This window comes from Allobosea sp. 47.2.35, assembly GCF_024655635.1.
Lineage (GTDB): Bacteria > Pseudomonadota > Alphaproteobacteria > Rhizobiales > Beijerinckiaceae > Allobosea.
The window spans coordinates 127,665-151,553 of record NZ_JANLGI010000010.1 but is presented as its reverse complement, the minus strand read 5'-3'; the positions used below and the strand labels follow the sequence as shown (position 1 = coordinate 151,553).

Here is a 23,889-nt window from a genome sequence, read left to right as displayed (position 1 = left end):
ATCGACGCACAAAGACTGGCCACGGAAATCATTTCCCGCAGCGATGTCGTGAAGACAATCGACAAAAGATTCTGTATTGATGCCTTTCAGGCGGCATCTAGCCTTGCGTAGTCAGTGCGTAATGATGACGGCGGTTCCCCGGTTTAATCATTCGTTAATCATCAGAGTGCCTGCGCCATGCCAACCGCGGTAGATGGAAAGGTCGAGGAAGAATCAGCGGCAAAAGACAGGGCTGCCGCATCGACCTTGGGCTGGGCCGGATACGGACCAAGGTCGGTACGCTTCCTTGACGGCTTACGGGCGCGCTGGGCTGTGCAGAGCCTGGAGCGCCGCTTCACCATCGCCGCATCGCTCGTCGTCGGGCTGTCGATGCTCACGCTGGGGTACTGGGTCGAGCGCCGCATCCGCATCGGCTGGGAACAGGGCATGGCCGAGATCGGCGCCCATTATCTCCAGGCTCTCCTGGCTCCGCATGTCCTCGAACTCGAACATGCCGATACGCTGTCGGAGGACAGCAAGAACAGGATCAAGGCGCAGATCACGGATAGCCGCCTCGGCCAGCGCGTTACAAAGATCAAGATCTGGAGCCGGACGGGAAAGCTGATCTACAGCACCGACAAGGCGAAGGAGGGCGCGCAGCTTCAGCCGTCGCGGCTCGAACAGCTATCTCGAGGGCAGGTCGTCGTCTCTCCGCATGGCAACAGTCATGACGATGAGGAGCCCGGCCAGCACTCGCTGGAAACCTATGCACCTATCCACAAGCCGGGCACAAACACGATTCTCGGCTTCGGCGAGTTCTATGAAGTCAGCCTTTCGCTCGACCGTGAGATTCAGCAACTGCGCTATGCGACCTGGTTCCTGATCCTCAATGTCGCGATCATCATTGGATTCCTGCTCTATCTGACGATCCGCCGCGCCAGCCACATCATCAGCTCCCAGCAAGCAGAGCTTGAGGCCAACCTCGCACGCGCATCGGCGCTGGCAAAGCGCAACAACACGCTGCGACGCGCGGCCGATCGGGCCCGGCTCGATGCCGCCGTCTCGAACGAGATCTATCTCGCCCGCATCGGAGCCGACCTGCATGATGGCCCCATCCAGATGCTGAGCCTGCTGATGCTGCGGCTTCCCGACGAGCCGGCGGAACTCCGAGGCCAGCTGGAGCGGCTGATCCAGCAGACCTTGGCCGAGCTGCGCAATCTCTCGGCCGGCCTGGTTCTGCCCGAGATCCGGGATCTCTCGCCATCCGACACGATCGAGGCCGCGATCAAGCGGCATGAGCAGCAGACCGGGACGGGCGTTATGCGCAGCATCGGCATCTTGCCGGACCAGATGCCCGAAGCGATCCGTTTCTGCGCGTTTCGCGTCGTCCAGGAGGCGTTGATGAACGCCTACAAGCATGCGCACGGCCGTGGCCAGCATGTCGCGACCCGCTTTGCCGCAGAGACGCTGGAGATTCTCGTTTCGGATGACGGCCCGGGAGGCGAGGCAGCGCCGCCGGACGTGCCGCAGCCGCGGCCGCGCCTGGGTCTTCGGGGTCTGGAGACCCGCGTGAAGGCCTTGCGCGGCAGCCTGACGATCACGCAACAACCGCAGGGCGGTTTACTCCTCACAGTGTCGCTGCCCGTGCGCCGTCGCTCTCTGCGGACGAAGGTGGAGTGAGCTGTACTTTCGGCAGCGCCTGTTTCAGCGGCCGGTGGAGGAGAAGTCGGTCGGCTTCAGTTTCTGTGCGGCGATGACGACTTCAAGCCGGTTGCGAGCGCGGAGCTTGGTCATCAGGTTGGTCATATAGCTTTTGACCGTCTTCTCGCTGAGATCGAGGCTGTGCGCGATCTCGCGGTTCTGCTTGCCGCAGAGCAGCAGACGAACGATCTGCTCCTCGCGGACGCTCAGCTTCGTGCTGATAACCGCTTGCTTTTCCGTCGCCTTGTTGTTGAGGGCGCCGATCACCTTCGCGGCGAAGGATGGCGTGATGTAGACTTCGCCGCGCAGCACCGCATCGACCGCCTCGATCAATTCGCCGGCGCTGCTTCCCTTCAGCACGTAACCGGCTGCCCCGGCGCCGAGCGCCTTGACGGCATGCTCCGTTTCGGTCGAGGCAGTGAAGACCACTACCCTGCAGGCTGGCGCAGTTTCCCGCAACTCCGCGATCGCGGCGAAGACGTCGCCGGGCATGTTCAAATCGGCGATCATGACGTCGCAAATCCGCCGGACGGGAATACCGGCGACATCCGCGGCGCTTACGCCGGTTTCGACAACAGTATAGTTGCTGCGGCGCAACAAAACTGTTGCGATCCCTTCCGCTAGGAGCGGGTGGTCATCAACGATAGCGATGCTGATATGATGGCCGCTTACACCTTTCATACCCTAAACGTCACTCATATTAGAACTTGAGTAAATACACGTCTTAAGGAATAGTTAATAAACAGGGACCTGTCGATCAGCATGCGCTTGAGACCGTAAGCTGTGATGATGCGGGCCGAGCTGGCTCGGAAAGTTGGACAGTCCGGATACGTGGAGCTTCTGCCTGAGGGCGGCATGATGGCCGCGACAGGAGAGCCCATTGCGAAACAACCGCGGCGAAGCCACACGCTAGCCTTCAAGGCGAAGGTAGCCCTTGCAGCGTGAGAGGCGAGAAGACGATCGTTGAGCTGGCGTAACAGTTTGACGCGCCCCCGAACCAGATCACGCAATGGCGCAATCAGCTTCTCGAACGCCTCTGGAAATCAGTGGAATACGAGGAGGTCTATCTAAGCGCCTGCGCCAACGTTTCGGAGCCTGTACCTCGATTGGCCGGTGTCTCGAATTCTTCAACACCCTTAGGTCTCACCAGGGCCTGGGACGCCGGACGCCCGGCCAAGCTTGCTTCAACGCGCTGCTGCAATCCCGGCGGCGGCATAACCAAGTAGGAAACCTGTTTAGCGACAGCGCCAAAACTGTTCAGATCACCCGATCCGGCTCTGCAGGGCCCGCCTAGGCGAGAGGATGCGCTCTGATTGCTCCAGTGCATGTCGCGCGCTCCTAGGCTGCTGTGCTCATTGCCCAACAGCGGACGCTCCAGACGTCAGGAATGGGCCAAGATCGGACGCTATAGACGTTGGCTAGGGACCATTTTTAGCGGCTGGGCCGCTGTTGCGCCCGGTCGAGCGTATTAAGCGCAGAAGTTCGCTGGGCTCGACACTCAAGGCGTCCGCGATGCGGCCAAGGATCGTAACGCTCACAGAAACGTCTGCTCGCTCAACAGCTCCGACGTAGCGGCTACTGATCGCTGCTCGTTCGGCGAGTTCCTCCTGCGTCAACCGCCGTTCATGCCGCAGGCGGCGCAGATTCGCGGCCAGGACGTCTTTGAGATCCATGCCACCACAAGCGGCGCGCAGGAACGATCGATCTAGGAACGATCATTCCTATTCGCCGTTCGGCATGATATTCCTTTTGATCAGCGATCTTCCAACGCTCGACCGCGGACGCAGTACCTCATGACGAGTTGCCTCTATCGGAACAGCAAAGGACTGCCTGGAGAGTGATGTGGCATTGAATGGCTGGCACCGCCTTGGGATCGTCATGGCGATCGGATGGGTGATCGGCGTGATTAGCTTCGCCATGCTGGAGCATAACGGCACGCAGGGTGAGCTCCGCGATGGCTTCTTCACATGCGGGGACCCCATCCGCCCGCCAATGCCACCCACATTACGCTATTGGGATCGCGACTGCGGCCTATTTCCGCGAAAATGGGTGGCCACGGATCTGTTCGATGGTCTGCCTCCCTATCAACGGCACCTAAATTTCTCACGTTTCCTGCTGGTATTGCTTGGCCCAATCGTCTTCGTCAGTCTATGCATCGCGGCGGTTTGCTGGATCGCGAGCGGCTTCCGATTGGAAGCCATGAGAAGCGACGGTTCTGAGCCGAAGGCCGCGAGCCGGCCGCAGCTGGCGGCTCAGTCGGAACTGCCTTCGCTGAGCCATACCGACCGATGGCTTCATCAATTGCGCCGACGGTGGGCGCGCAATGTCGCGATCGGTGGAGGAGCGCTGGCGGCACTCTCGATTGTGCCCCTGCTATCGACAAGTGATGCTTCCTCTACCGCGCTCATGCTGGTCGGGCTTGCCGTGGTCGCGCTCGGTACCGCCGGAACGGGATACGTCTGTGGCCGATGGGCGCGTTACAGCCTGAAGGCCCCGTTCCTGTTGAGCCCGACATCTGCGGTCACTCGGATAATGCCGAATTGGCTGACCGGGGCCATCCTGCTCGGGGCGATCGTCCTCGCCTCGGACGTCCTGTTCGGTTGGCGGAGGACCGACTTGAAGAGAAGAAGCGGCGCCGGGCGCGGGGGCTCAAGGATTGAGCTGGACGCCATGCCAAGCGCGCATGGCCGTCAACCGCTCCTTGTCTGAATTGCCTACGACCGCCCGCCAATAAGATCGGTGTCAGCACCTTCGCTGACGGAAAGAGAGACGCTCAGGTGCCCCACAATCTCAAGACGAACATCGCCTACATCGAGAACGACCGCTTCCACGCTCTGGTCGAAGCCCTGAAGAAGATCGACGAGAACGACGACGAGCCCCGCGACAAGGCCATTGCGAATGCCTTGGTTGAGATCGGTGGTGTTACTCCGGCTAGCTGGAAGCCGATGCACGAAGCGAGCCGGAGGGCTTACCCCGGCCATGAAGCCGCTTCGAATGTCATTCCCCTTCGCGACGCCGCGTCCCGAATGAGCTTCGAAGAGGCGGAAGCTGAGCTTCAGCGGCTTGAGGCGGAAGCGGCGACGCAGCACACCGCCTGAGGCCCAGGGCGATTTGCGACAATGGCCCGCCGAGGAGATCGGCGGGCTTATTCGTCTTCGTCGCGGTCGGGGCGGTCGAATGCGTTCAAGCTGACTTCACGCAGATACTCGCCCTCCCGCAAGCCCAGCGCTTTAAGAGGGGCCGGATCGTTCCCACGGTCGAAACTGACAAAATAGCCGTAGTGCGCCCCATCATGCCCATCGCGGCTCTGAAGCTCCCAGTGAGCGGAGTTTAGGAGATCGACTTCAACGCCCCATTCCTTGGCGATGGCGTCAGCCTCATCCTCGCCGTCATACATCGCCTCGCCACCCATTATTTCCTCCCGGTGCAGCCCATTCGGCCCCATCGCCGATCCATCTAGCGGCCGAATCGCTGTATTTCTCCAGCCGAAGCAGGTGATTTGATGGATCGGATCATGGCGCTTCCGCCTCTCTACAAGTATTTTGATGCGCGCGGGGCCAAGCTCACACTCGGCAACGGTCGATTCAGGCACGCGAAGCCGTCAGACTTCAACGACATTGAAGACTTTACGATCCGCAGCCTATTTTCAGAGCCCCTAGAGGAGGCAGGGCGAATATCGCAGAATTTCCACGAGATTCTTTATGAGAATAGGCACCGGGAAATTCGGGCCGATAACGCGACGCTGCGTAAGGCGGCAGTTATACAACACGCATTTCGTGTTATCCTCGACGCAATAAGGGTCTTGAGGGAAGAACTTGTCAATGTAGACGAAGTCGCGCTCGAATTAGATAGAATGTCTGCATTTGCTCAGGCTCAAGTGGACGATTTCAATCGTCAACTTCAAGGATACAGAGCTCTTTATGTCACCACAGAATTCAACTCAAAATACATGTGGGACAATTACGCAGCAAAAAACACTGGAGCCATGGTAAGAATTTCCCCGTTATACGAGAAAGACTCAAAGTTCAAGCTTTTCAAACCAGTTAAGTATTCAGAACGACACCCGTCCCTTTACGATCACGCTGATCAATTCGTATTTGACGCCCTATTCGGAGATAGGGAAAATACAATGTCTGAGATACTTGATCGAGCAATTTATTCTAAAACCAACGAATGGAAGTTCGAGTCGGAGTACCGATTGGCGATACCGATATTCGAGCATGAGGAGGCATGGGATACTCTGCCGTTTCACCCTGAAGAAGTCGATCAGCTCTACCTAGGGCACGCGATGACAGCCGCAGATGCGGAGGAGATAATCGCCAAGGCCATACGACTCAATCCAGCGATCGAGATTTATCGCCCCAATGCAAATGGGAACGGCGACTTCAACCGCGTCTAACTGCCTTCGAAGCCGAACAGCGCGCCGTGAAGCCTATCGAAGCTGATAGCCACCGCCGATGTTACCCTTATGGGGTTACACTGCTGTTACACCTTGTCTACCCCATACCATTATAAGATGATGATATTGCTAAGATATTTTTCGTGTCGCGGTTTCCCTACCGTCTCCGCCACTTCCCCTCTTGGCATTCTGAATCCGATCGAATGTCCAAAGGCTTAGGCTCGCGCAGCCGCGCTCTCGGCTCTCGGCTCTCGGCTCTCGGCCATATCCGGCCTGCCACTGACCTGAGGCAATGTGAACCCACGGCAAGGCGCAACTCCAAAAACCAAGAGAATCGCCCCCACCCTTGTCGCATTTCGCCGGGCCTGCTGCCTGGGCTCGCCGCTTGCCTCAATCTCGTCCGTGTTGCGCCTGGGCCGGCCGGGTATATCTATGGCCGATGGTCGCGATCCCCTTCGATAATTCCTATGCGCGCCTGCCTGAGCGCTTCTACGCCACGGTCGCCCCAACGCGGGTTCCGGCGCCGCGTCTGCTGCGGCAGAACGAGCCGCTGGCCGCGCAGCTCGGGCTCGACGCGGATTGGCTGAAAAGCCCGGACGGCATGGCGATGCTGGCCGGCAATGACGTGCCCGCCGGTGCCGCCTCGATCGCCACGGCCTATGCCGGCCACCAGTTCGGCGGGTTCAGCCCCCAGCTCGGCGACGGCCGCGCCATCCTGCTCGGAGAAATCCTCGACCGGGACGGCAGGCGCCAGGATATCCAGCTCAAGGGCGCGGGCCCGACGCCGTTCTCGCGCCGGGGCGATGGCCGCGCCGCGCTCGGCCCGGTGCTGCGCGAATATATCGTCAGCGAGGCAATGGCGGCGCTCGGCATCCCGACCACGCGCGCGCTGGCCGCCGTCCTGACGGGCGATTGGGTCCGGCGCGAGACGCTGCTGCCCGGCGCCATCCTCACCCGCGTCGCCTCCAGCCATATCCGGATCGGAACCTTCCAGTTCTTCGCCGCGCGGGGCGATCACGAGGGCCTGCGCCTGCTCGCCGACCATGTCATCAGCAGGCATTATCCAGCCTGCACCGGCGACGCGCGCTATCTGGCCCTTCTGGAGGCGGTGATCGCCGCGCAGGCCGCGCTCGTCGCGCAATGGATGACGATCGGCTTCATCCATGGCGTGATGAACACCGACAACATGTCGATCGCCGGCGAGACCATCGATTACGGCCCCTGCGCCTTCATGGATACCTATCACCCGACGACGGTGTTCAGCTCGATCGACGAACGCGGGCGCTATGCCTATGCCAACCAGCCGCCGATCGCCCGCTGGAACCTGACCCGCTTCGCCGAGACGCTGCTGCCGCTGCTGGCCGAGGACCAGGACAATGCCGTTGCGATCGCGCAGGAGGCGATCGACCGGTTCGACCCGCAATTCCAGGCCCGTCTGATCGCCGGATTCCGCCGGAAGCTCGGCCTTGCGAGCGAGGAAGCGGAAGATGTCGATCTCATCAGGACGCTGCTCGAGGCGATGCAGCAGGGCGAAGCCGATTTCACGTTGGTCTTCCGCCGGCTGAGCGAGGCGGCCGGGTCGGCGAACAATTCCGATGCCTGCCGCAGCCTTTTCGGCAGTCCTTCCGCCTTCGATGCCTGGGAAGAGCGGTGGCGCCAGCGCCTGCTGCGAGAGGCGGAGCCTCCCAAGGCGCGGCAAGATGCGATGCTGCGCGCCAACCCCTTGTTCATAGCGCGTAACCACCAGGTCGAGGCGGTGATCGAGGCCGCCGTCGAACGCAACGATCTCGCGCCGTTCGAGACGCTTCTGGAGGTCCTCGCCCGGCCCTTCGACGCGCAACCCGGCCGTGAGGACTATGCGCGCCCGCCGGCCCTGCATGAGCGCGTGCTGGCGACGTTCTGCGGGACCTGAAGCCGATGTTTCTGTTCGATGGCCCCGAGCAGGCCGAAGTCACGATCCTGCTGGCGCATGGAGCCGGCGCGCCGATGGACTCGGCATCGATGACCGCGGCGGTCAAAGCGCTGGCCGGGGCCGGCTTTCGCGTCGCCCGCTTCGAGTTCGACTACATGGCGGCGAGGCGAACCGGAACGGCGCGCACACCGCCGCCAAAGGCCGAGAAGCTCAATCCGGAATATCTCGCCGCGATCGAGGCGCTCGGTGCCAAGGGCACGCTTGTCATCGGCGGCAAGTCGATGGGCGGGCGCGTCGCCAGCATGGTGGCCGATTCCCTGTTCGAGGCCGGACGCGTCCAGGGCCTGCTCTGCCTCGGCTATCCCTTCCACCCGCCCGGCAAACCCGCGCAACTGCGCACCGCGCATCTCGCCAACCTGAAGACACCGGCGCTGATCGTGCAGGGCACACGGGACGAATTCGGCACGCGCGAAGAGGTCTCGGCCTACACGCTTTCACCGGCGATCGCGCTACTCTGGCTGGAAGATGGCGATCACGACCTGAAGCCACGCAAGCGGGTATCCGGCTTTTCGGCCGCCGACCATCTCAAGACCGTGGCCGAGGCCGTCTCCAGCTGGGTCGGAAAGCTCGGTGCTCACCCGACTGGCAGTGCGTGAAGCGGCGACACAGCGCCCCGGCAAAAGAGATATGACGACAAAGCCCCTGCCCGGACATTCCCTTTCACCGCCCGTCATGCCATCGGAGTCGGTGATGGCCCGCGCGCGGATGCAGGCAATCCAAAGCGTAACGGCGTGACGAATTCCCTACGGGATTCGAACCCCGCATAAGAAACGATTCGACAGGGGGCGGGGATGTTCCTGAGCGTATTCGACGTCTTCAAGATCGGCATCGGTCCGTCGTCCTCGCATACGATGGGGCCGATGACGGCGGCGGGGCACTTCCTCGAACTGCTGCGACAGGCCTCGTCGCGCGACCGCGCCGCGGCGATCCGCGCGACGCTCTACGGTTCGCTCGCCTTCACCGGAAAGGGCCACGCCACCGACCGCGCGGTGGCGCTCGGCCTGCTCGGCTGGACGCCGGCCGCCTTCGATTTCGACGCGGCCGAACGTGGGCTCGACGAGCTCGGCCGCAGCCATCTCCTGCGCCATGACGGCCTGCCGCCGCTGGTCTTCGACCCCGCGACCGACATCGTCTTCGACTACGGGCCGCCCCTGCCCGGCCATGCCAACGGGCTTGTCTTCAGCGCCCGCGATTCCGCCGGGGCGGAGCTTCTCTCCGAGACCTATTATTCGATCGGCGGCGGCTTCGTGGTGACAGCGCAGGAGCGCGAGGCGCCGGCCACCGCGACCGAGGCGGCGTCCTGGCCCTATCCGTTCGCCAATGCGGCGGCGATGCTGCGCATGGCCCGGGAAAGCGGCCTCTCCATCGCGGAGATGAAGCGCGCCAACGAGGTCCATCGCCTGTCGCCGGAAGAGGTCGATAGCGGCCTCGCGCGGCTCTGGTCGGTGATGAACGACTGCATCGAGCGCGGCATGAGCCAGGAGGGCGAGCTGCCCGGCGGCCTGCGCGTGCGGCGCCGGGCGGCGCGCATCCATCAGCAGCTGGCGGCGGAGAAGCTTGCCAATCGCGCCCAGCCCCATGCCTCGACGGACTGGCTCAGCGTCTATGCCATGGCGGTGAACGAGGAGAACGCGGCCGGCGGCCGGGTGGTGACCTCGCCGACAAACGGCGCGGCCGGCGTCGTGCCTGCCGTGCTGCGCTATTATCTCGACCATTGCACCGGCGCGGAGCCGGAGAAGGTCGCCGATTTCCTGCTGACCGCTGCGGCGATCGGCGGGTTGATCAAGCACAATGCCTCGATCTCCGGGGCCGAGGCCGGCTGCCAGGGCGAGGTCGGCTCCGCCGCCGCCATGGCCGCGGCCGGGCTCTGCGCCGTGCTCGGCGGCACCCCCGCCCAGATCGAGAATGCCGCGGAAATCGCGCTGGAGCACCATCTCGGCATGACCTGCGATCCCGCGGCGGGCCTCGTCCAGGTGCCCTGCATCGAGCGCAACGGCATCGGCGCGATCAAGGCGGTGGCGGCCGCATCGCTGGCGCTGCGCGGCGACGGCTCGCATTTCATGCCGCTGGATAATTGCATAGAGGCGATGCGCCAGACCGGCGAAGCCATGAATGAGCGCTTCAAGGAGACCAGCCTTGGTGGGCTCGCGGTCAACCTGCCGGAATGCTGAGCCCTCCCCCGTCAATTTTGCATGATGGCTCGGGCAAGTGCCGGATAGTGTGGCCGCATAGCCCGCAAGGATCGGATCGATGATCGTGGATGATTTCCGCTCGGATACGGTGACGCGCCCCGGCGAAGGGATGCGCGCCGCCATGGCGGCAGCGGAGGTCGGCGACGCCGTCTATGACGATTGCCAGACGACCAAGCGGCTGGAAGCCATGACCGCCGAGCGGCTCGGCAAGGAAGCCGCCCTGTTCTTCCCCACCGGCACGCAGGCCAATCTCGCCGGGCTGATGGCCCATTGCGAGCGCGGCGAGGAGTACATCGTCGGCCAGATGGCTCATACCTATCGGCTGGAAGGCGGCGGCGCGGCCGTGCTCGGCTCGATCCAGCCGCAGCCTTTACCCAACGAGCCGGACGGCACGATCGCGCTCGACGCCATTGCCAATGCGATCAAGCCGAACGATTTCCATTTCGCGATGACGCGCCTGCTGGCGCTGGAGAACACCTTCAACGGCCTCGTCCTGCCCGATGCCTATCTGGAGGCCGCGACCGGGCTCGCCCGTTCGCGCGGGCTCGCCACCCATCTCGACGGTGCCCGCCTGATGAATGCGGCTGCGGCGAGTAACCGCGACGCGGCCTGGATCGCCGGGCAGTTCGACACGGTATCACTCTGCCTGTCCAAGGGGCTGGGTGCGCCGATCGGCTCCATCCTCGTCGGCCCGAAGGACTTCATCGCGAAGGCCCGCCGCATCCGCAAGATGCTCGGCGGCGGAATGCGTCAGACCGGTGTGATCGCGGCGGCGGCGATCTACGCGCTGGAGCATAATGTCATCAGGCTTGGCGAGGATCACCGGCGAGCCACGGCGCTCGCCGAGGTGCTCGGGCGTTTCCCGGAGCTTGGTGCCGGGCCAGCTCGCACGAACATGGTGTTCATGTCGCCGAAGGCGCTCGATACCGCAGCGTTCGCCGCCTTCCTGCGCGAGCGCGGCATCTCCGTCAGCGGGCGCTACGGCACCTTGCGCTGGGTGACCCATCTCGACGTGAACGACGCCTCCGTGGCGCGCGTCGCCGAGGCGTGCGAGCGCTTCTTCGACAAGCGGCAACAGGCTGCGGAGTAGCGCCTTAAACTGAAGCGCCTTTCCGCGGCTCGGCCTCGATCAGGTATTCGATGTGACGCCGTCCGGAGGCTCCCGGGCGGATCGAGACCGCGACGCCGAAGATGCGCTGGATCGCTTCGGCCGTCAGGACATCCTCCGGCGCACCGGCTGCCTGTAGGCGTCCGTCATGCAATAGCGCGATCTCGTCGCAGAACATGGCGGCGAGGTTGAGATCGTGCAGCGCCATGATGCAGGTGATGCCGAGGCGGCGGACGAGGCTCAGGATCGAGAGCTGATGCTGGATGTCGAGATGATTGGTCGGCTCGTCGAGGATCAGCTCGCTCGGCTCCTGCGCGAGCGCACGTGCGATATGGACACGCTGGCGCTCGCCGCCTGAGAGCGTGTGCCAGAACTGGTCGTGGCGCTCGGTGAGGCCGACCCGCGCCAGCGCTTCGTTGACCGCGGCTTCGTCGGCATCGTTCCAGGAGGCTAGCGCGGCGCGGTGCGGCGTGCGGCCGAGGCGAACGACATCGCAGACGGAGAGCTGGATGTCCGTCGTCGCCTGCTGCTCGACGAAAGCGAGGCGGCGGGCGAGCTCGCGGCGCGGCACGGCGGCGATGTCGTTGCCGTCGAGCGTGACGACACCGCTCGCGACATTGCGCAACCGGCAGAGCAACCGGAGCAGGCTCGACTTCCCGGAGCCGTTGGGGCCAATCAGGCCGAGCACCCGGCCGGGCGCGGCTTCCAGCGTCACGCCATCGACGATCATCCGGCCGCCGGCACCCCAGCGAACCTCGCGGGTCGCGAGCGTCATGCCGGCCTCCGGGCGCGATAGAGGATGAGCGCGAAGACCGGCGCGCCGAACAGGGCCGTGACCACGCCGATCGGCAGGATCTGCTGCGGGATCAGGATGCGGGAGAGGATGTCGGCGAGGATCATGAAGATCGCGCCGATCACGAGGCACGCCGGCAGCAGGCGGGCATGGCCGGAGCCGACGAGGAAGCGCGCCGCATGGGGAATGATCAGCCCGACGAAGCCGACCGTGCCGACGATCGAGACCATCACCGCCGTCATCACCGCCGTCGTCGCGAAGAGCACGACCTTCACCCGCTTCACCGCGACGCCGAGCGAGGCCGCGGCATCGACGCCGAAGGCGAAGGCGTCGAGCGCCTTGGCGTGCAGCATGCAGATGCCGAAGCCGATGAAGGCGACCGGGGCCGCCATCCAGATGTCGGGCCAGCGCACGCCACCGAAATTGCCTAGAAGCCAGAACATGACGCCGCGCGCCTGCTCGGCACTGGCAAGCGTGGTCACGATCGTCGCGGTCGCGGCGTTGAAGAGCTGCGAGGTGGCGACACCGGCGAGAATGACGCGATCGCTTGCTCCGCCCGCCCCTGCCGCCAGCAGGGCGACGACGACGAGCGCGGCGCAGGAGCCGATGAAGGCGCCGGCCGAGACCGAGAGCACCGCGCCGCCGATGCTGATACCGAGGATCAGCACCGCGACGGCGCCGGTCGAGGCGCCGGCCGAGATGCCGAGGATATAGGGCTCGGCCAGCGGATTGCGCAGCAGCGCCTGCAGGATCGCCCCCGACAGGGCGAGCGCACCGCCACACAGGCCCGCCATCAGCGCGCGGCTCAGGCGATAATCGAAGATCACGCCCTGCTGGATCGCGCTGACGGGAAAGTCGAGATCGAACAGCCCGTTGCCGAGCGCCTTCAGGGCCGTGCCGAACGGGATGCGCATCTCGCCGATCGTCACCGCCAGCGCGACCGAGACGATCAGCGCCAGCAGCGAGGCCAGCGCGATACCGATCCGCGCCGGCCAGTTCGGCCCATGGGCGGCGTGGCTCAACGCGAGATCCCGAAGCCGGCGATCGCCTTGGCCAGGGTCTCGATGCCGTCGACCGTGTCGAGCCCGGCGCGGGTCGCGCCCACATCCAGGATGACGACGCGGTTGTTCCTGACCGCATCGAGCTTGCTGGCGACCGGGTCGGTCTTGAGGAATTCCAGCTTCTTCTCGATATCGTCAGCCGGGAAGCGGCGGCGGTCCATCTTCACGGTGACGATCACGGCCGGGTTGGCGGCGGCGATGCTCTCCCAGCCGACCAGCGGCCATTCCTCATTGGTCGCGATGATGTTGCGGGCGCCGAGCTTGGACAGGATATAGGCGGGCACGCCGTTCTTGCCGGCCATGAAGCCGTCGCCCTTGATGTCCTTGCTGGAGAACCAGACGACGACCGGCACGTCCTGCGCCTTGAGCTTCGCGACCTGCTCGACGGCCTTGTCCTCGCGCGCCTTGAGCTCGGCGACGAGCTTCTCGGCCCGGTCGGCGACGTCGAAGATTTCGCCGAACTCGCGGATGTTGCGATAGACCAGATCCATCGTGAACATCTGGGTGCGCACGCCGTCGCCGGCACCGGAGTTGTCCTTGCCGACGCAATCGGTCGGGGAGACGTAAGCCGGCACCTTCACCTTGGCGAACTGATCGCGCTTGCCGACGATGCCGTTCGGTCCGACATGCCATTCGAACATCGCGGTGACGAGGTCGGGCTCCTGCGCCAGCACCGCCTCGAAACTCGGATCGTTGTCGGCGAGGCGCTTCACCTTGGCATTGACAGCCTCATAAGGCTTGGCCACCGGCGAGAACCAGACCGCCGTGCCGACGAGGCGGTCGCCGAGGCCGAGCGCGTAGAGGATTTCCGTCTGGGTCTGACCGATCGCGACGACGCGCTTGGGCGCGGCGTTGAAGGTGATCGTCTCGCGGCAATTCTCAAGGGTCAGCGGATATTTGGTTGGCGCCGCAGTGGCCGTGCCGGCGGCGAGAGCGCCGAACAGCGCGGCGGCCGAGAGGCGAAGCAGGGAATTGAACGGGCGCGCAGCCGGCATCGAGGCCATCCGAAATGTAACAATGTTGCATTTCTGATAGAGTGTGCGACAGGCGGCCGTCAAGCCGCCCCGAGCGGCCTGTGTGTTGGTCTTCGTGAACATGGGTTTCATCGCTCCCCGAGATGACGGCCGGGGCAGCTTTGGGCATGTGAGGCGGACAAGCGGCGCAGGGCCGCCATCGACACACAGCTTCGGAACACCCCGTCCGAAAGACGTCTTCGACGACCGGGGCAGGTCTCCTGGCTCGCGGGTCAATGCCGCTTCCGCCCGGCCTTCCCGGCGCGTCGGGCGCCAGTGGACGATGGGTGGAGAGCTCGCCGCTTACAGTTGCGGGGGCAGCCTCGGCTTTGATGCGGGTCGCATCTCACCGAATTCCCTCTTAGCTCCGGGAGCAAACCGGAGAACCTCGATCGGCGCACACCCTATAAGGGCGCGGCGCGCCGTCAAGCGGACATCGCGTCAGAGGCTCGGCGTGCTGTAGAGCCGCTTGCCGCCGACCGAAATCTCGACCTCCTGCAGATAGCCATGCAGCGCCGTGGTCGCGACCGCGATGCCGAGGCCGGGAGCATCGGGCGCCGCGACCTGCCCATTCGCGTCGCGCTCCAGATGATTAGCGGAGATCGCGGTCGCGAGCGGCTTCGGCATCGCCGGATATTCGCAGATCTCATGGCCGGCCAAGCCGGCATAGGGCTGGAGCGAAGCCGACAGCGCCAGATGCGAGGTGAAGGTGTGGTTGACGAAGGTCACGCCCTTCGCGACCGCGTAATCCGCCACGGCCTTGGACGGGCCGATGCCGCCGATCCGGCCGCAATCGATCTGGACATAGCCGATGCCGCCATAATCGATGAGCTGCCGGGCCATGGATTCGTTATGCGCGCCCTCCCCGCCGGCCAGCCGAACCTTGGGGCTGCGTTTGGCGAGCGTGCCATAGGCTTCGAGCGCGCTGGCGTGGAACGGCTCCTCGAACCAGAGCACATTGGCCTTTTCCATCGCGGGCAAGCGGGCGGCGGCGCGCGCGACATCCTCGATGAAGATCTGGCCGGTATCGACCAGCAGGATACCGTCCTGCCCCAGCCCTTCGCGGGCCGCGACGAAATGCTCGGCATCGGCTTCGACGCTGCCGCGGCCGATCGGCCCCCAACCGAACTTGGCGGCGCGGAAGCTGCGCTTTCGGGCATCGCGGGCGCGTTCGAGGGTTTCCTGCGCCGTGTCCCCGAAGAGCACCGAGGCATAGGGCGTCTTGGGATGGCTCTTGCCGTAGCCGAGCAGATGCCAGACCGGCTCGGAGCGCATCTTGCCGAGGATATCCCACAGCGCCATCTCGACACCCGAGAAGGTATGCGGCGCCTGCAGCAGGTCCATCGAGTTATAGGCGACGGCGGCAGCGATGCGAGCGATGTCCTCAGGGCTTTCCAGAGTCTGGCCGAGCACGGAATCGGCCACCGGCCGGCAGACGCCATGCGACATCGGGCAGATGAACGCGGCGATGGAGGGCAGCGGCGCCGCCTCGCATTCGCCCCAGCCGACATGGCCGCCAGCGGCGACCCTGACCAGCAGCGCATCCTGGCTGCCATCGGCCTCGTCGGTGACGACGGGCATGGCGAGATAGAAGAAATCGACGGCCTCGATCCTGGGCACAGGTCCTCTCCTCACAGTTCGTAGATCGTGGCGAGGGGCGTGAAGGTGACGCCTTCGTCGAGCGGGTAGATCGGCCGGGCGCAGATGGTGTGGCCGAGGCTTTTCAGGTTCGCGGAGGTCGCGCCGGGCGCGTCAATATTGAAGTTCCGCGCGCACCACTGGTCGAACATGTGGAACTCGGTGTGCGGCGACTTCACCACGATCAGGTCGAAATCGGTCGGGTCGATGCCGTTGGCGTAGTACATCGCGCGGTCGAACAGGCTGACCGAACGGCTCATCACGACGACGGTGACGTTGTCCCAGGTCAGCACCGCGGTCGGCCCGGCTCTCAAGGGCGCCTTCATCGTCTCCAGCGCGGCCTCGCCATCGGAGAGCAGCTTGACCTTGGCTGTCACCTTCATCGGCGGGAAGCGGGCGGGATCGATCGAGCCGCCGAGCGTGACCGAGATCGTCGCACCGACCCCGGCCTTGTGCGCGGCGGCGGCAGCCGGTGCGTCGACGATCTGGGCCAGCACCCGCTTGCCGTAGCCGGCCGCGCGCAAGGCCGCGAGGATCACGTTGCTGTCGCCGGAGGCGCCGGAGGAGGTCGCGTCGGCGGCGTCGGTGAAGATCACCGGGCCGTCGATGCTGCGGGCCTGCGCGATGGCACGATCGAGCGGCACGAGCTTGCCCTGCATGCGGAAGCGTAAGGGCCAGAATTCCTCGGCCAGCCGGATCGCCTCGCGCTCGGCCGTCGCCTTGTCGCCATCGGTGAGGATCAGCACCTGCGAGCACAGCTCGGGCACATCGGTGAAGGGGTTGCCGATCATGATGCCGGCCGCGAGCGCCCGCCCCTCCTCCTCCAGCCGGCGGCATTCGGCCAGAAGCTCGCCGTAGCAGCCGGTCTTGGTGATCAGTTCGTCGCCGCGCACCAGAGCGGGAATGACGACGCGGGCGGCAACGGGCTTGATCCCGCCGGCCATCAGCTTCAGCAGCAGTTCGGCTGCGCGCCGGCCTGTATCGGCGAAATCGACATGCGGATAGGTCCAGTAGATCGCGAAACCGTCGACGTTTCGGAGCATGCGGTCGGTCAGGATGCCGTGCAGGTCGAGCGAGATGACGATCGGCATGTCCGGGCCTACATGCTGGCGCAGCCTCTCCAGCAGGTAACCTTCCGGATCGAGTTCGCCATCGGCGCCCATCGCGCCATGCAGCGAGACATAGATGCCGTCGATGCAGTCGAGCTTCGCGAAGATCGCGGCGAGGATTTCTTCGGAGAGCTTCTTCCAGCCTGCCGCCGAGAGCGGGCCGGCGCTGCCGGAGCGTGCGCAGATCGTCGGCACGATCTCGATATCGGGCCTCGCCTCGAAGACGGCGAGCGCGCCGCCCAGTTCCTGGTTCTGGCCGCGCTGGACGTAGAGCCCGTCGCCATGGTGGATCAGGAAGTTCTCGTAATGCGACGGCAGCGGATTGAAGGAGGAGATCTCCTGCTTGCAGTCGGCGATCAGGATTCGCTTCATCGGGAGGCTCCTAGAATTTCAGGCGGGGGTCGAGCACGTCGCGCAGGCCGTCGCCGAGCAGGTTGAGGCCGAGCACGCAGGCGATGATCCCAAGGCCCGGAAACACCGTGATCCACGGGGCTTCGCGCATGAAGTCGCGCCCCTGGGCGATGATCGAGCCGAAGGAGGCCGCCGGCGGCGGCGGACCGGCGCCGACGAAGGAGAGCGCGGCCTCGGCCAGAACCGCGATGGCGAAGACATAGGTCAGGCGCACGATCAGCGGGCCGGCGACATTGCGCAGCACATGCTTGAACAGGATGGTCCATTCGCCGACGCCGATGGAGCGGGCGGCGGCGATGTATTCCTGCTCCTTTTCGAGGAGGACCGAGGCGCGGACGATGCGGGCGGTGTGCGGCGTCGTGGCGATGGCGAGCGCGATGACGACATTGGTGAGCGAGGCGCCGAGCACCGCCGAGACGACCATGGCGAGCACGATCGAGGGGAAGGCCATCAGAGCGTCCATGATCCGCATGATCGGCTGGTCAAGATGGTAGAAATAGCCGGCGATGGCACCGCTCAGCGTGCCGGCGATGCCGGCCAGCACCACCGTGAAAGCACCGATCGCGAGCGAGATGCGGGCGCCGATCATGACGCGGGAGAGGATGTCGCGGCCGAAATGGTCGGTGCCGAACCAGTGCACGGCGCTGGGCGCCGCGAGCCGGGCGCGGACATTGCTCTTCAGCGGATCGAAGGGCGTGAGCCAGTCGGCCGCGAGCGCGACCGCGACCATGAGCAGAACCAGCACGGCCCCGATCACGAAGGAGCGGTTGCGCAGCAGTCGCGCCCAGACGGCGCGACCGATGAGTGGCGTGCCCTGCATCAGGCCAGCCTCACCCGCGGATCGACCACGGCGTAGAGGATATCGACGACGAGATTGATCGCGAGATAGACGACCGCGAGGAAGAGCAAGCCGCCCTGCAGCACCGGGAAATCGCGCGAGGCGATGGCGCCAACGATCAGGCGGCCAATGCCGGGGATCGAGAAGACCTGCTCGACGATGACGGCGCCGCCGAGCAGAGCGCCGGAGACGATGCCGATGACGGTGAGGATCGGGATCATCGCGTTCGGCAACGCATGGCGCAGGACGACATGGAGCTTGGCCAGCCCCTTGGCATCGGCCGTACGGACATAGTCCTGCGAGAGCGTATCCAGCATCGAAGCGCGCGCCATACGGGCGATGAAGCCGACCTGCACCAGCCCCAGCGTCAATGCCGGCAGGACCATGCCGCGCAGCCATTCGGTGGGCGATTGCAGGAAAGGCGTGAAGCCGCCGCTCGGCAGCCAGCCGAGCGAAACCGCGAAGACCAGCACCATGACGAGTCCGAGCCAGAAATCCGGCACCGAGAGGCCGAGCAGAGCCGTGGTCATCACCGCCTGATCGGGCCAGCGGTTGTGATTGACCGCCGCGACGATGCCGGCCGCGACGCCGAAGAACACGGCGAAGGCCAGCGCCAGCGCAGCCAGCGAGAGCGTGACCGGCAAGCGCTCGATCAGGGCTGCGGTGACTGAACGGTTGAGCAGGATCGACTGGCCGAGATCGCCGCTGAGGATGCGACCATACCAGCCGAACATCTGTTGCGGCAGCGAGAGGTCGAGGCCGAGCGCGCTGCGCAGCTTGGCGACCTGATCGGGGGTCGCCGAGGCATCGAGGAATGCCGCCGCCGGATCGCCCGGCACCAGCCAGATCAACGCGAAGGACATCAGCGAGACCAGGACGAGCACGAGAAAGGCGCCCGCGAGCCGGCGGATCAGGAAATGTCCCATGCCGCTCCTCGTCGAGTGAAAGGTGAAGGCGCCGCCGCCGGACGGCCCGCAGGATCAGACCCGCGGGCCGGGTTTCGCCTCTGGGCTCAAGGGTCCAGCCAGACACCCCACATGCGGGGGATACGGTAGGGCTTGAAGTTCTTGAGCTTGGCCGTGGAAGCCTGGAAGATGCCGTAATTGCCGGCCTTCATCGCCACCGCCGCATCGTACATATGCTTCTGGAAGGCTTCGAAGAGGGCCTTGCGCTTGGCTTCGTCCATCTCGGCATTGAAGGCGGCAGCGATGCGGTCGATCTCCGGGTCCTTCGCCTGCTGCGAGAGACCGTTGACCCAGGGCGCCATCACCGAACCCGGCCCCTCATAGGGCTCGATGCCGAAGCCATGCGTCCAGAAGGTCCAGCCGGTGGGCGTGAAGCCGATCTTCGAGACGGTCGGCCAGTCGGCGACTGAGATATCAACCTCGACGCCGATCTCCTTCAGCTTCTGCTGGACCAGCGTCGCAGTGTCGACATTGGGGCGCAGGTTGTCGGTGATGAAGGTGATCTTGCCGCCCTTGTAAGAGGATTTGGCGAGCAGCTCCTTGGCGAGCTTGATGTCGGACTTGTTGTACTTGTCGCTGCCGACGGTCGAGTGGAAGGCCGCGCCCGGATAGAGCCAGCTCGGGTCCATCTGGTAGATATCGGCATAGGAGATCGCCATGATCTCCTCCATGTCGAGCGCCGCCTGGACGGCGAGGCGGAAGTTCACGTCATTGGCCGGGGCCTGAGCCTGGTTGAACTTGATGACCTGCAGGCCGAACGGCACCATCTTGTGGATGGTGAAGCGGTTGTCGGTGCCGAGCCGCTTCGCGGTCGGGCCGTCGACGGTCTCGTTGAACTGGATCTGGCCTGCTTCGAGCGCCGCCGTGCGGGCGCCGCCCTCCGGCATGAAGCGGAAGGTCACGGTGTCCAGGAAGGCTTCCTTCTTGCCGGCGAAGCCGTCGCGGCCGGTGCCCTTCGGATTGGGGGCGTAGCCGTCATAGCGCGCCAGCTTGACGTGACTGTCGGGCCTGTACTCGACGAATTTGTAGGGGCCGGTGCCGATGACCTCGATCTTGCCGGCTTCCTTGGCGGCCTCGCTCGCCGGATAGATCGCGATCGGCGCACGCGGCGAGGAGAGATTGTCGAGGAAGGTCGATTGCGCCTGCTTCAGCGTGACCGTGACCTCGTGCTCGCCGCTCGCCTTGATCGTGTCGATGGCGGCGACCAGAGCCGGCGAGGCGCCGATCTTGCGGTAGCGCTCCAGCGAGGCGACGACATCGGCCGCATCGAGCTTCTTGCCGTTATGGAAGGTCACGTCCTTGCGGATCGGGAAGACATAGGTCTTGCCGTCGGGCGAGACGGTCACGCCCTCGGCCAGTTCCGGCACGGGCTTGGCGTTCTCGTCGCGGGCGTAGAGCGTCTCGAAGATATGAAGCGTGACGTTGCGCGAGGCCTGCGCCGAGGTGATCTGCGCATCGAGCGAGGGCGGCGCCTGGCTGATGCCGATGACGACGTCGCCGCCCTTGCGCTGGGCCAGCGCGGACTGCGCTCCTCCCAGCATGAGCGCCGCCGCGAGCGCGGCGCCGAAGATGATGTGCTTTGCCATGTTCTTGTCCCCTCAGGATTGATGGTCAGGCACGTTGTGGTTCAGGCGTAAGCTTGGTCAGGCGGCAGCGCGCACCGCGTCGTAATCCTCCATCAGCACGGCAACCGCGTCGCCGCGCTGGACGCGGCCGGGGCCGGCGGACATCCAGAGCACACCGTCGCGGCGGTAGCGCACCTCCAGCGGGTCGCGGTCGATGTCCTCGACGAAATGCAGGTAGCCGGCGAGATCGCCCGCCCGGCAGATGTCGCCGACGACGTTGCGCGGCTCGAACAAGCCGCCGGCCGGCGCGAAGGAATAGCCGTCGGCATCGCGCACCATCATGTGGCGGGTGCCGGGCGAGCCGTCGCGCTGCGTCGTGTCCGGCTTGCCGTCCATCAGGCCGCAATGCTTGAGGATGTTGGTCAGCGCCCGATCGGCGATGCGCACGCCCTCGACATTGACCCTCCCCCAGCCGCCGAGCTCGGTGCCGAGCGAGAGAATGCCACGTCGCTCGACCGAGGATGTCAGGGTCGCGCCCTCGTCGACACCCCAGAACACGACATTGTAGGGCGCCCCGAAGGCGGCCGCCGCCGCCATGGTGCGCTCGCGCAATTTGGCGTCGGCGACGTAGTGCATGTTGGTCGAGAGCGCCGAGTCGCCGGAATGCCCGGCGGTGTGGAGATCGACGGAGACATCGACCAGCGGCAACACCACCGTATCGACGAAATGCGCCAGCATCTCCGAGAAGGTGCCGCGCGGATTGCCGGGGAAGCAGCGGTTCATATCGCGGTTGTCGACCGGCGAGAGCCTGGTGTCGTTGAGCACCGCCGGCATGTTGAGCGCCGGGATCATGATCACCCTGCCCTGCACCTTGGCCGGATCGAGGCTGCGGGCGAGGCGCGAGACGGCGATCTGGCCCTCGTATTCGTCGCCATGCACGCCGCCGGTGAACAGGATCGTCGGGCCGGAGCCGTTCTTCACGCTGATGACGGGGATTTCGACGACGCCCCAGCCGGAGGTGTTGCGCGACAAGGGCGCCCGCAGATAGCCGGCCTGCCGCCCCGCTGCCTCGAAGTCGATCTCGCACCGAACCCGACTTTCCGACGCCATGGCGAACCCCTCTCGCTCTTGCGTTTCGTATGGTTGTATACGATCATACGACCTGTCAAGCGAAGGGCAGAGAGCCGGATGACGGATACGGGCGAGCGAGTGCGGGCAACCGAAGCAGTGGCGCAGGAGCGGGCAAAAGGCTCGGGGCCCGACTGGCAGCCCTTGCAGCCGCAGACGCTCGTCGACCATGCCATCGAGGCGATCATCGCCGGCGCCGCGGCGGGGCTGATCCTGCCAGGAGACCGGATCGTCGAGGTCGATCTCGCCCGCAAGCTCGGCGTCAGCCGCGTGCCCGTGCGCGAGGCGTTGCGCCTGCTGGAAAGCCAGGGCGTCGTGGTCAGCGAACCCTATAAGGGCATTCGGCTCCGCCCCGTGACGAACGAACGCGTCTCGGACCTGATCGAGGCGCGCATCGCGCTCGAAGCCAGCGCCGTCGTGCGTGCCGTCGCCGCCGGGCGCAACCGCGGCGCCCATCTCGACGAGTTACGCGCGGCCGTGGCGGAGATGGAGCTGATGGCGGCGCGCGGCAGCGCCTATGGCGTCGCCGTCGCCGATACCGGCTTCCACCGCGCGCTCTGCCGGCTCGGCGGCAACAGCGTCACCTTCGACCTGTGGGAGACGCTGGCCCCGCAATGCACGATCATCTTCGGCCTCGCCACGTTCGGCAAGCCGATGGCCGGCGTGGTCGAGGAGCATGTCGACCTGCTCGCAGCCTTCGAGGCCGGTGATATCGCGGTGATCACGCGCACGCTCGACGAGCACATCACCGTCATGAACCACGCGATGGATTACGAGGCCATCGTCACCCAGCGCCGCAGGGAAAGGGACATGCCGTGAACGATCAGCCCATCCAGACACGCGCGGCCGGCCGCGCGGCGGGGTTGCCGCCCTTCCGCATCACCCGCATCGAGGCCGCTCCCCTCTTCGGCGAAAGCCCGAAGGGCGGCTGGTCGGCCGAGATCCGGCCGGAGGATTCGATCCATGCGCTGATCGCGGTGCATACCGACCAGGGCCTGACCGGCTATGGCAGCGTCTTCACCGATGGCCGCCTCGTCCAGGCGGGCCTCAAGGTGCTGGAGCCGCTCTTCCTCGGGGCCGATGCGCTCTCGCCCGATTTCGTCAGTGAGAAGCTTCATCAGAACACCTTTTGGATGGGCCGCGGCGGCACGCTGACCCATACGATCAGCGGCATCGACATCGCGCTCTGGGACATTCTCGGCCAGGCGACAGGCTTGAGCGTCGGGCGGCTGCTCGGCGGACGCTATCGCGAGCGCGTGCAGCCCTATTGCTCGCTGCTGATGGAAGAGCCGGCGGCGATGAAGGATGTCGTCGCGAGCTACCGCGACAAGGGCTTCAGCGCCTTCAAGATCGGCTGGGGGCCGTTCGGTCGGGCGCTCGACGTCAAGCTCGACGAGGCGATCGTGCGAGCCGCGCGCGAGGCGGCGGGCGAGAAATCCAGGCTCTTCGTCGATGCCGGCGCCAGCGATGCGCTCTGGCCACATGGGCTGAAATGGGCCAAGCGCACAGCCGAGATGCTGGCCGATTACGAGGTCGGCTGGTTCGAGGAGCCGGTCAGGCCCGATGCCATCGACGATTATCGCGAGTTGCGTCGCTCCTCGCCGGTGCCGATCGCCGGCTGCGAGGTCCTGACCCGGCGCCAGAGCTTCATTCCCTGGCTGACGACCGGCGCGCTCGACATCGTCCAGCCCGACGTCACCAAAGTCGGCGGCATCTCCGAGCAGCGTCGCATCGCCTGGATGGCCTATGATCTCGGCATCAAATATGTCGGCCATGGCTGGAACACGGCGCTCGGCCTCGCCGCCGACCTGCAGATGGCCGCAGCCTTCCCGGATGCCGATCTCGTCGAGTTCATCGGCGGCAGCCCCTATGTCGACGGCATCCTGGCCAGCCCCTTCGCGCTCGATGCCGAGGGCTGGCTGACGATTCCGGACCTGCCGGGGCTCGGCGTCACGATCGATCGCGACAAGCTGGGGCGGTATACCCCTGATCCGCAGGCGTTGTTCGGGTGAGCCTC

22 protein-coding genes and 1 riboswitch are annotated in these 23,889 nt (G+C 65.2%); of the genes, 10 read left to right on the top strand and 12 right to left on the bottom strand.

Features of this window, described 5'->3' with window-relative positions; genetic code table 11:
• The first annotated feature begins 312 nt into the window (after positions 1–312).
• Complete coding sequence (locus NUV79_RS14470) at positions 313–1,659, top strand: sensor histidine kinase (protein WP_257733790.1); 1,347 nt, start codon at positions 313–315, stop codon at positions 1,657–1,659.
• 24 nt (positions 1,660–1,683) lie between these two features.
• On the opposite strand, the gene NUV79_RS14465 is transcribed toward NUV79_RS14470, so the two are convergent.
• Positions 1,684–2,361 carry a response regulator gene (locus tag NUV79_RS14465; protein ID WP_257733789.1) on the bottom strand — a complete coding sequence of 226 codons (678 nt, stop codon included), beginning with the start codon at positions 2,359–2,361 and terminating at the stop codon, positions 1,684–1,686.
• Between the two features lie 737 nt (positions 2,362–3,098).
• Positions 3,099–3,353, bottom strand: coding sequence for a helix-turn-helix domain-containing protein (locus tag NUV79_RS14455; RefSeq protein ID WP_257733788.1), 255 nt, complete (start codon positions 3,351–3,353; stop codon positions 3,099–3,101).
• A 169-nt stretch (positions 3,354–3,522) separates the two neighbouring features.
• Here NUV79_RS14455 and NUV79_RS14450 point away from each other — a divergent pair, with 169 nt between their 5' ends.
• Both NUV79_RS14450 and NUV79_RS14445 read left to right on the top strand, forming a co-directional pair.
• The gene (locus NUV79_RS14450; RefSeq protein ID WP_257733787.1) at positions 3,523–4,389 is read left to right on the top strand and encodes a hypothetical protein; all 867 of its coding nucleotides are present in this window, start codon (positions 3,523–3,525) and stop codon (positions 4,387–4,389) included.
• Positions 4,390–4,457: 68 nt separating this feature from the next.
• Positions 4,458–4,778, top strand: coding sequence for a hypothetical protein (locus NUV79_RS14445; RefSeq protein ID WP_257733786.1), 321 nt, complete (start codon positions 4,458–4,460; stop codon positions 4,776–4,778).
• Between the two features lie 47 nt (positions 4,779–4,825).
• On the opposite strand, the gene NUV79_RS14440 is transcribed toward NUV79_RS14445, so the two are convergent.
• On the bottom strand, positions 4,826–5,092 hold the full coding sequence (locus NUV79_RS14440) for a hypothetical protein (RefSeq protein ID WP_257733785.1): 267 nt from the start codon (positions 5,090–5,092) through the stop codon (positions 4,826–4,828).
• Positions 5,093–5,194: 102 nt separating this feature from the next.
• On the opposite strand from NUV79_RS14440, the gene NUV79_RS14435 reads away from it, so the two are divergent.
• The 5 genes from NUV79_RS14435 to ltaE all read left to right on the top strand — a co-directional run bounded on the left by NUV79_RS14435 (position 5,195) and on the right by ltaE (position 11,333).
• Complete coding sequence (locus NUV79_RS14435) at positions 5,195–6,079, top strand: DUF2971 domain-containing protein (protein WP_257733784.1); 885 nt, start codon at positions 5,195–5,197, stop codon at positions 6,077–6,079.
• A gap of 439 nt (positions 6,080–6,518) precedes the next feature.
• Entirely contained in the window at positions 6,519–7,991 is a 1,473-nt protein-coding gene (locus NUV79_RS14430) for a protein adenylyltransferase SelO (RefSeq protein ID WP_257733783.1), read from the top strand.
• Positions 7,988–8,647: an alpha/beta hydrolase family protein gene (locus NUV79_RS14425; RefSeq protein WP_257733816.1), complete on the top strand. Its 660-nt coding sequence runs from the start codon at positions 7,988–7,990 to the stop codon at positions 8,645–8,647. Before NUV79_RS14430 ends, NUV79_RS14425 begins: the two co-directional genes overlap by 4 nt.
• A gap of 195 nt (positions 8,648–8,842) precedes the next feature.
• Positions 8,843–10,222: an L-serine ammonia-lyase gene (locus NUV79_RS14420; protein ID WP_257733782.1), complete on the top strand. Its 1,380-nt coding sequence runs from the start codon at positions 8,843–8,845 to the stop codon at positions 10,220–10,222.
• A 79-nt stretch (positions 10,223–10,301) separates the two neighbouring features.
• The gene (gene ltaE / locus NUV79_RS14415; protein WP_257733781.1) at positions 10,302–11,333 is read left to right on the top strand and encodes a low-specificity L-threonine aldolase; all 1,032 of its coding nucleotides are present in this window, start codon (positions 10,302–10,304) and stop codon (positions 11,331–11,333) included.
• 4 nt (positions 11,334–11,337) lie between these two features.
• Here ltaE and NUV79_RS14410 read toward each other — a convergent pair whose 3' ends face one another.
• The 9 genes from NUV79_RS14410 to NUV79_RS14370 form a co-directional block, all read right to left on the bottom strand.
• Positions 11,338–12,126, bottom strand: coding sequence for an ABC transporter ATP-binding protein (locus tag NUV79_RS14410; RefSeq protein WP_257733780.1), 789 nt, complete (start codon positions 12,124–12,126; stop codon positions 11,338–11,340).
• Complete coding sequence (locus NUV79_RS14405) at positions 12,123–13,166, bottom strand: FecCD family ABC transporter permease (RefSeq protein WP_257733779.1); 1,044 nt, start codon at positions 13,164–13,166, stop codon at positions 12,123–12,125. Before NUV79_RS14405 ends, NUV79_RS14410 begins: the two co-directional genes overlap by 4 nt.
• Positions 13,163–14,200: an ABC transporter substrate-binding protein gene (locus NUV79_RS14400; RefSeq protein ID WP_257733778.1), complete on the bottom strand. Its 1,038-nt coding sequence runs from the start codon at positions 14,198–14,200 to the stop codon at positions 13,163–13,165. The genes NUV79_RS14405 and NUV79_RS14400 overlap by 4 nt, the downstream gene beginning before the upstream one ends.
• A 212-nt stretch (positions 14,201–14,412) precedes the next feature.
• A riboswitch (cobalamin riboswitch) is annotated at positions 14,413–14,624 on the bottom strand.
• Between the two features lie 35 nt (positions 14,625–14,659).
• Positions 14,660–15,838, bottom strand: a complete 1,179-nt coding sequence (locus NUV79_RS14395; RefSeq protein WP_257733777.1) for a mandelate racemase/muconate lactonizing enzyme family protein — start codon at positions 15,836–15,838, stop codon at positions 14,660–14,662.
• A gap of 11 nt (positions 15,839–15,849) precedes the next feature.
• Positions 15,850–17,337 carry a M81 family metallopeptidase gene (locus NUV79_RS14390; protein ID WP_257733776.1) on the bottom strand — a complete coding sequence of 496 codons (1,488 nt, stop codon included), beginning with the start codon at positions 17,335–17,337 and terminating at the stop codon, positions 15,850–15,852.
• A 10-nt stretch (positions 17,338–17,347) separates the two neighbouring features.
• The gene (locus NUV79_RS14385; protein ID WP_257733775.1) at positions 17,348–18,196 is read right to left on the bottom strand and encodes an ABC transporter permease; all 849 of its coding nucleotides are present in this window, start codon (positions 18,194–18,196) and stop codon (positions 17,348–17,350) included.
• Positions 18,196–19,140, bottom strand: coding sequence for an ABC transporter permease (locus NUV79_RS14380; RefSeq protein ID WP_257733774.1), 945 nt, complete (start codon positions 19,138–19,140; stop codon positions 18,196–18,198). Before NUV79_RS14380 ends, NUV79_RS14385 begins: the two co-directional genes overlap by 1 nt.
• Before the next feature lie 86 nt (positions 19,141–19,226).
• Entirely contained in the window at positions 19,227–20,765 is a 1,539-nt protein-coding gene (locus NUV79_RS14375) for an ABC transporter substrate-binding protein (protein ID WP_257733773.1), read from the bottom strand.
• Between the two features lie 57 nt (positions 20,766–20,822).
• Positions 20,823–21,854: a succinylglutamate desuccinylase/aspartoacylase family protein gene (locus NUV79_RS14370; protein ID WP_257733772.1), complete on the bottom strand. Its 1,032-nt coding sequence runs from the start codon at positions 21,852–21,854 to the stop codon at positions 20,823–20,825.
• 78 nt (positions 21,855–21,932) lie between these two features.
• Between NUV79_RS14370 and NUV79_RS14365 the strand changes: the two genes are divergently transcribed.
• Both NUV79_RS14365 and NUV79_RS14360 read left to right on the top strand, forming a co-directional pair.
• Positions 21,933–22,691: a GntR family transcriptional regulator gene (locus tag NUV79_RS14365; RefSeq protein WP_257733771.1), complete on the top strand. Its 759-nt coding sequence runs from the start codon at positions 21,933–21,935 to the stop codon at positions 22,689–22,691.
• Positions 22,688–23,884, top strand: coding sequence for a mandelate racemase/muconate lactonizing enzyme family protein (locus NUV79_RS14360; RefSeq protein WP_257733770.1), 1,197 nt, complete (start codon positions 22,688–22,690; stop codon positions 23,882–23,884). Before NUV79_RS14365 ends, NUV79_RS14360 begins: the two co-directional genes overlap by 4 nt.
• Positions 23,885–23,889: the final 5 nt, after the last annotated feature.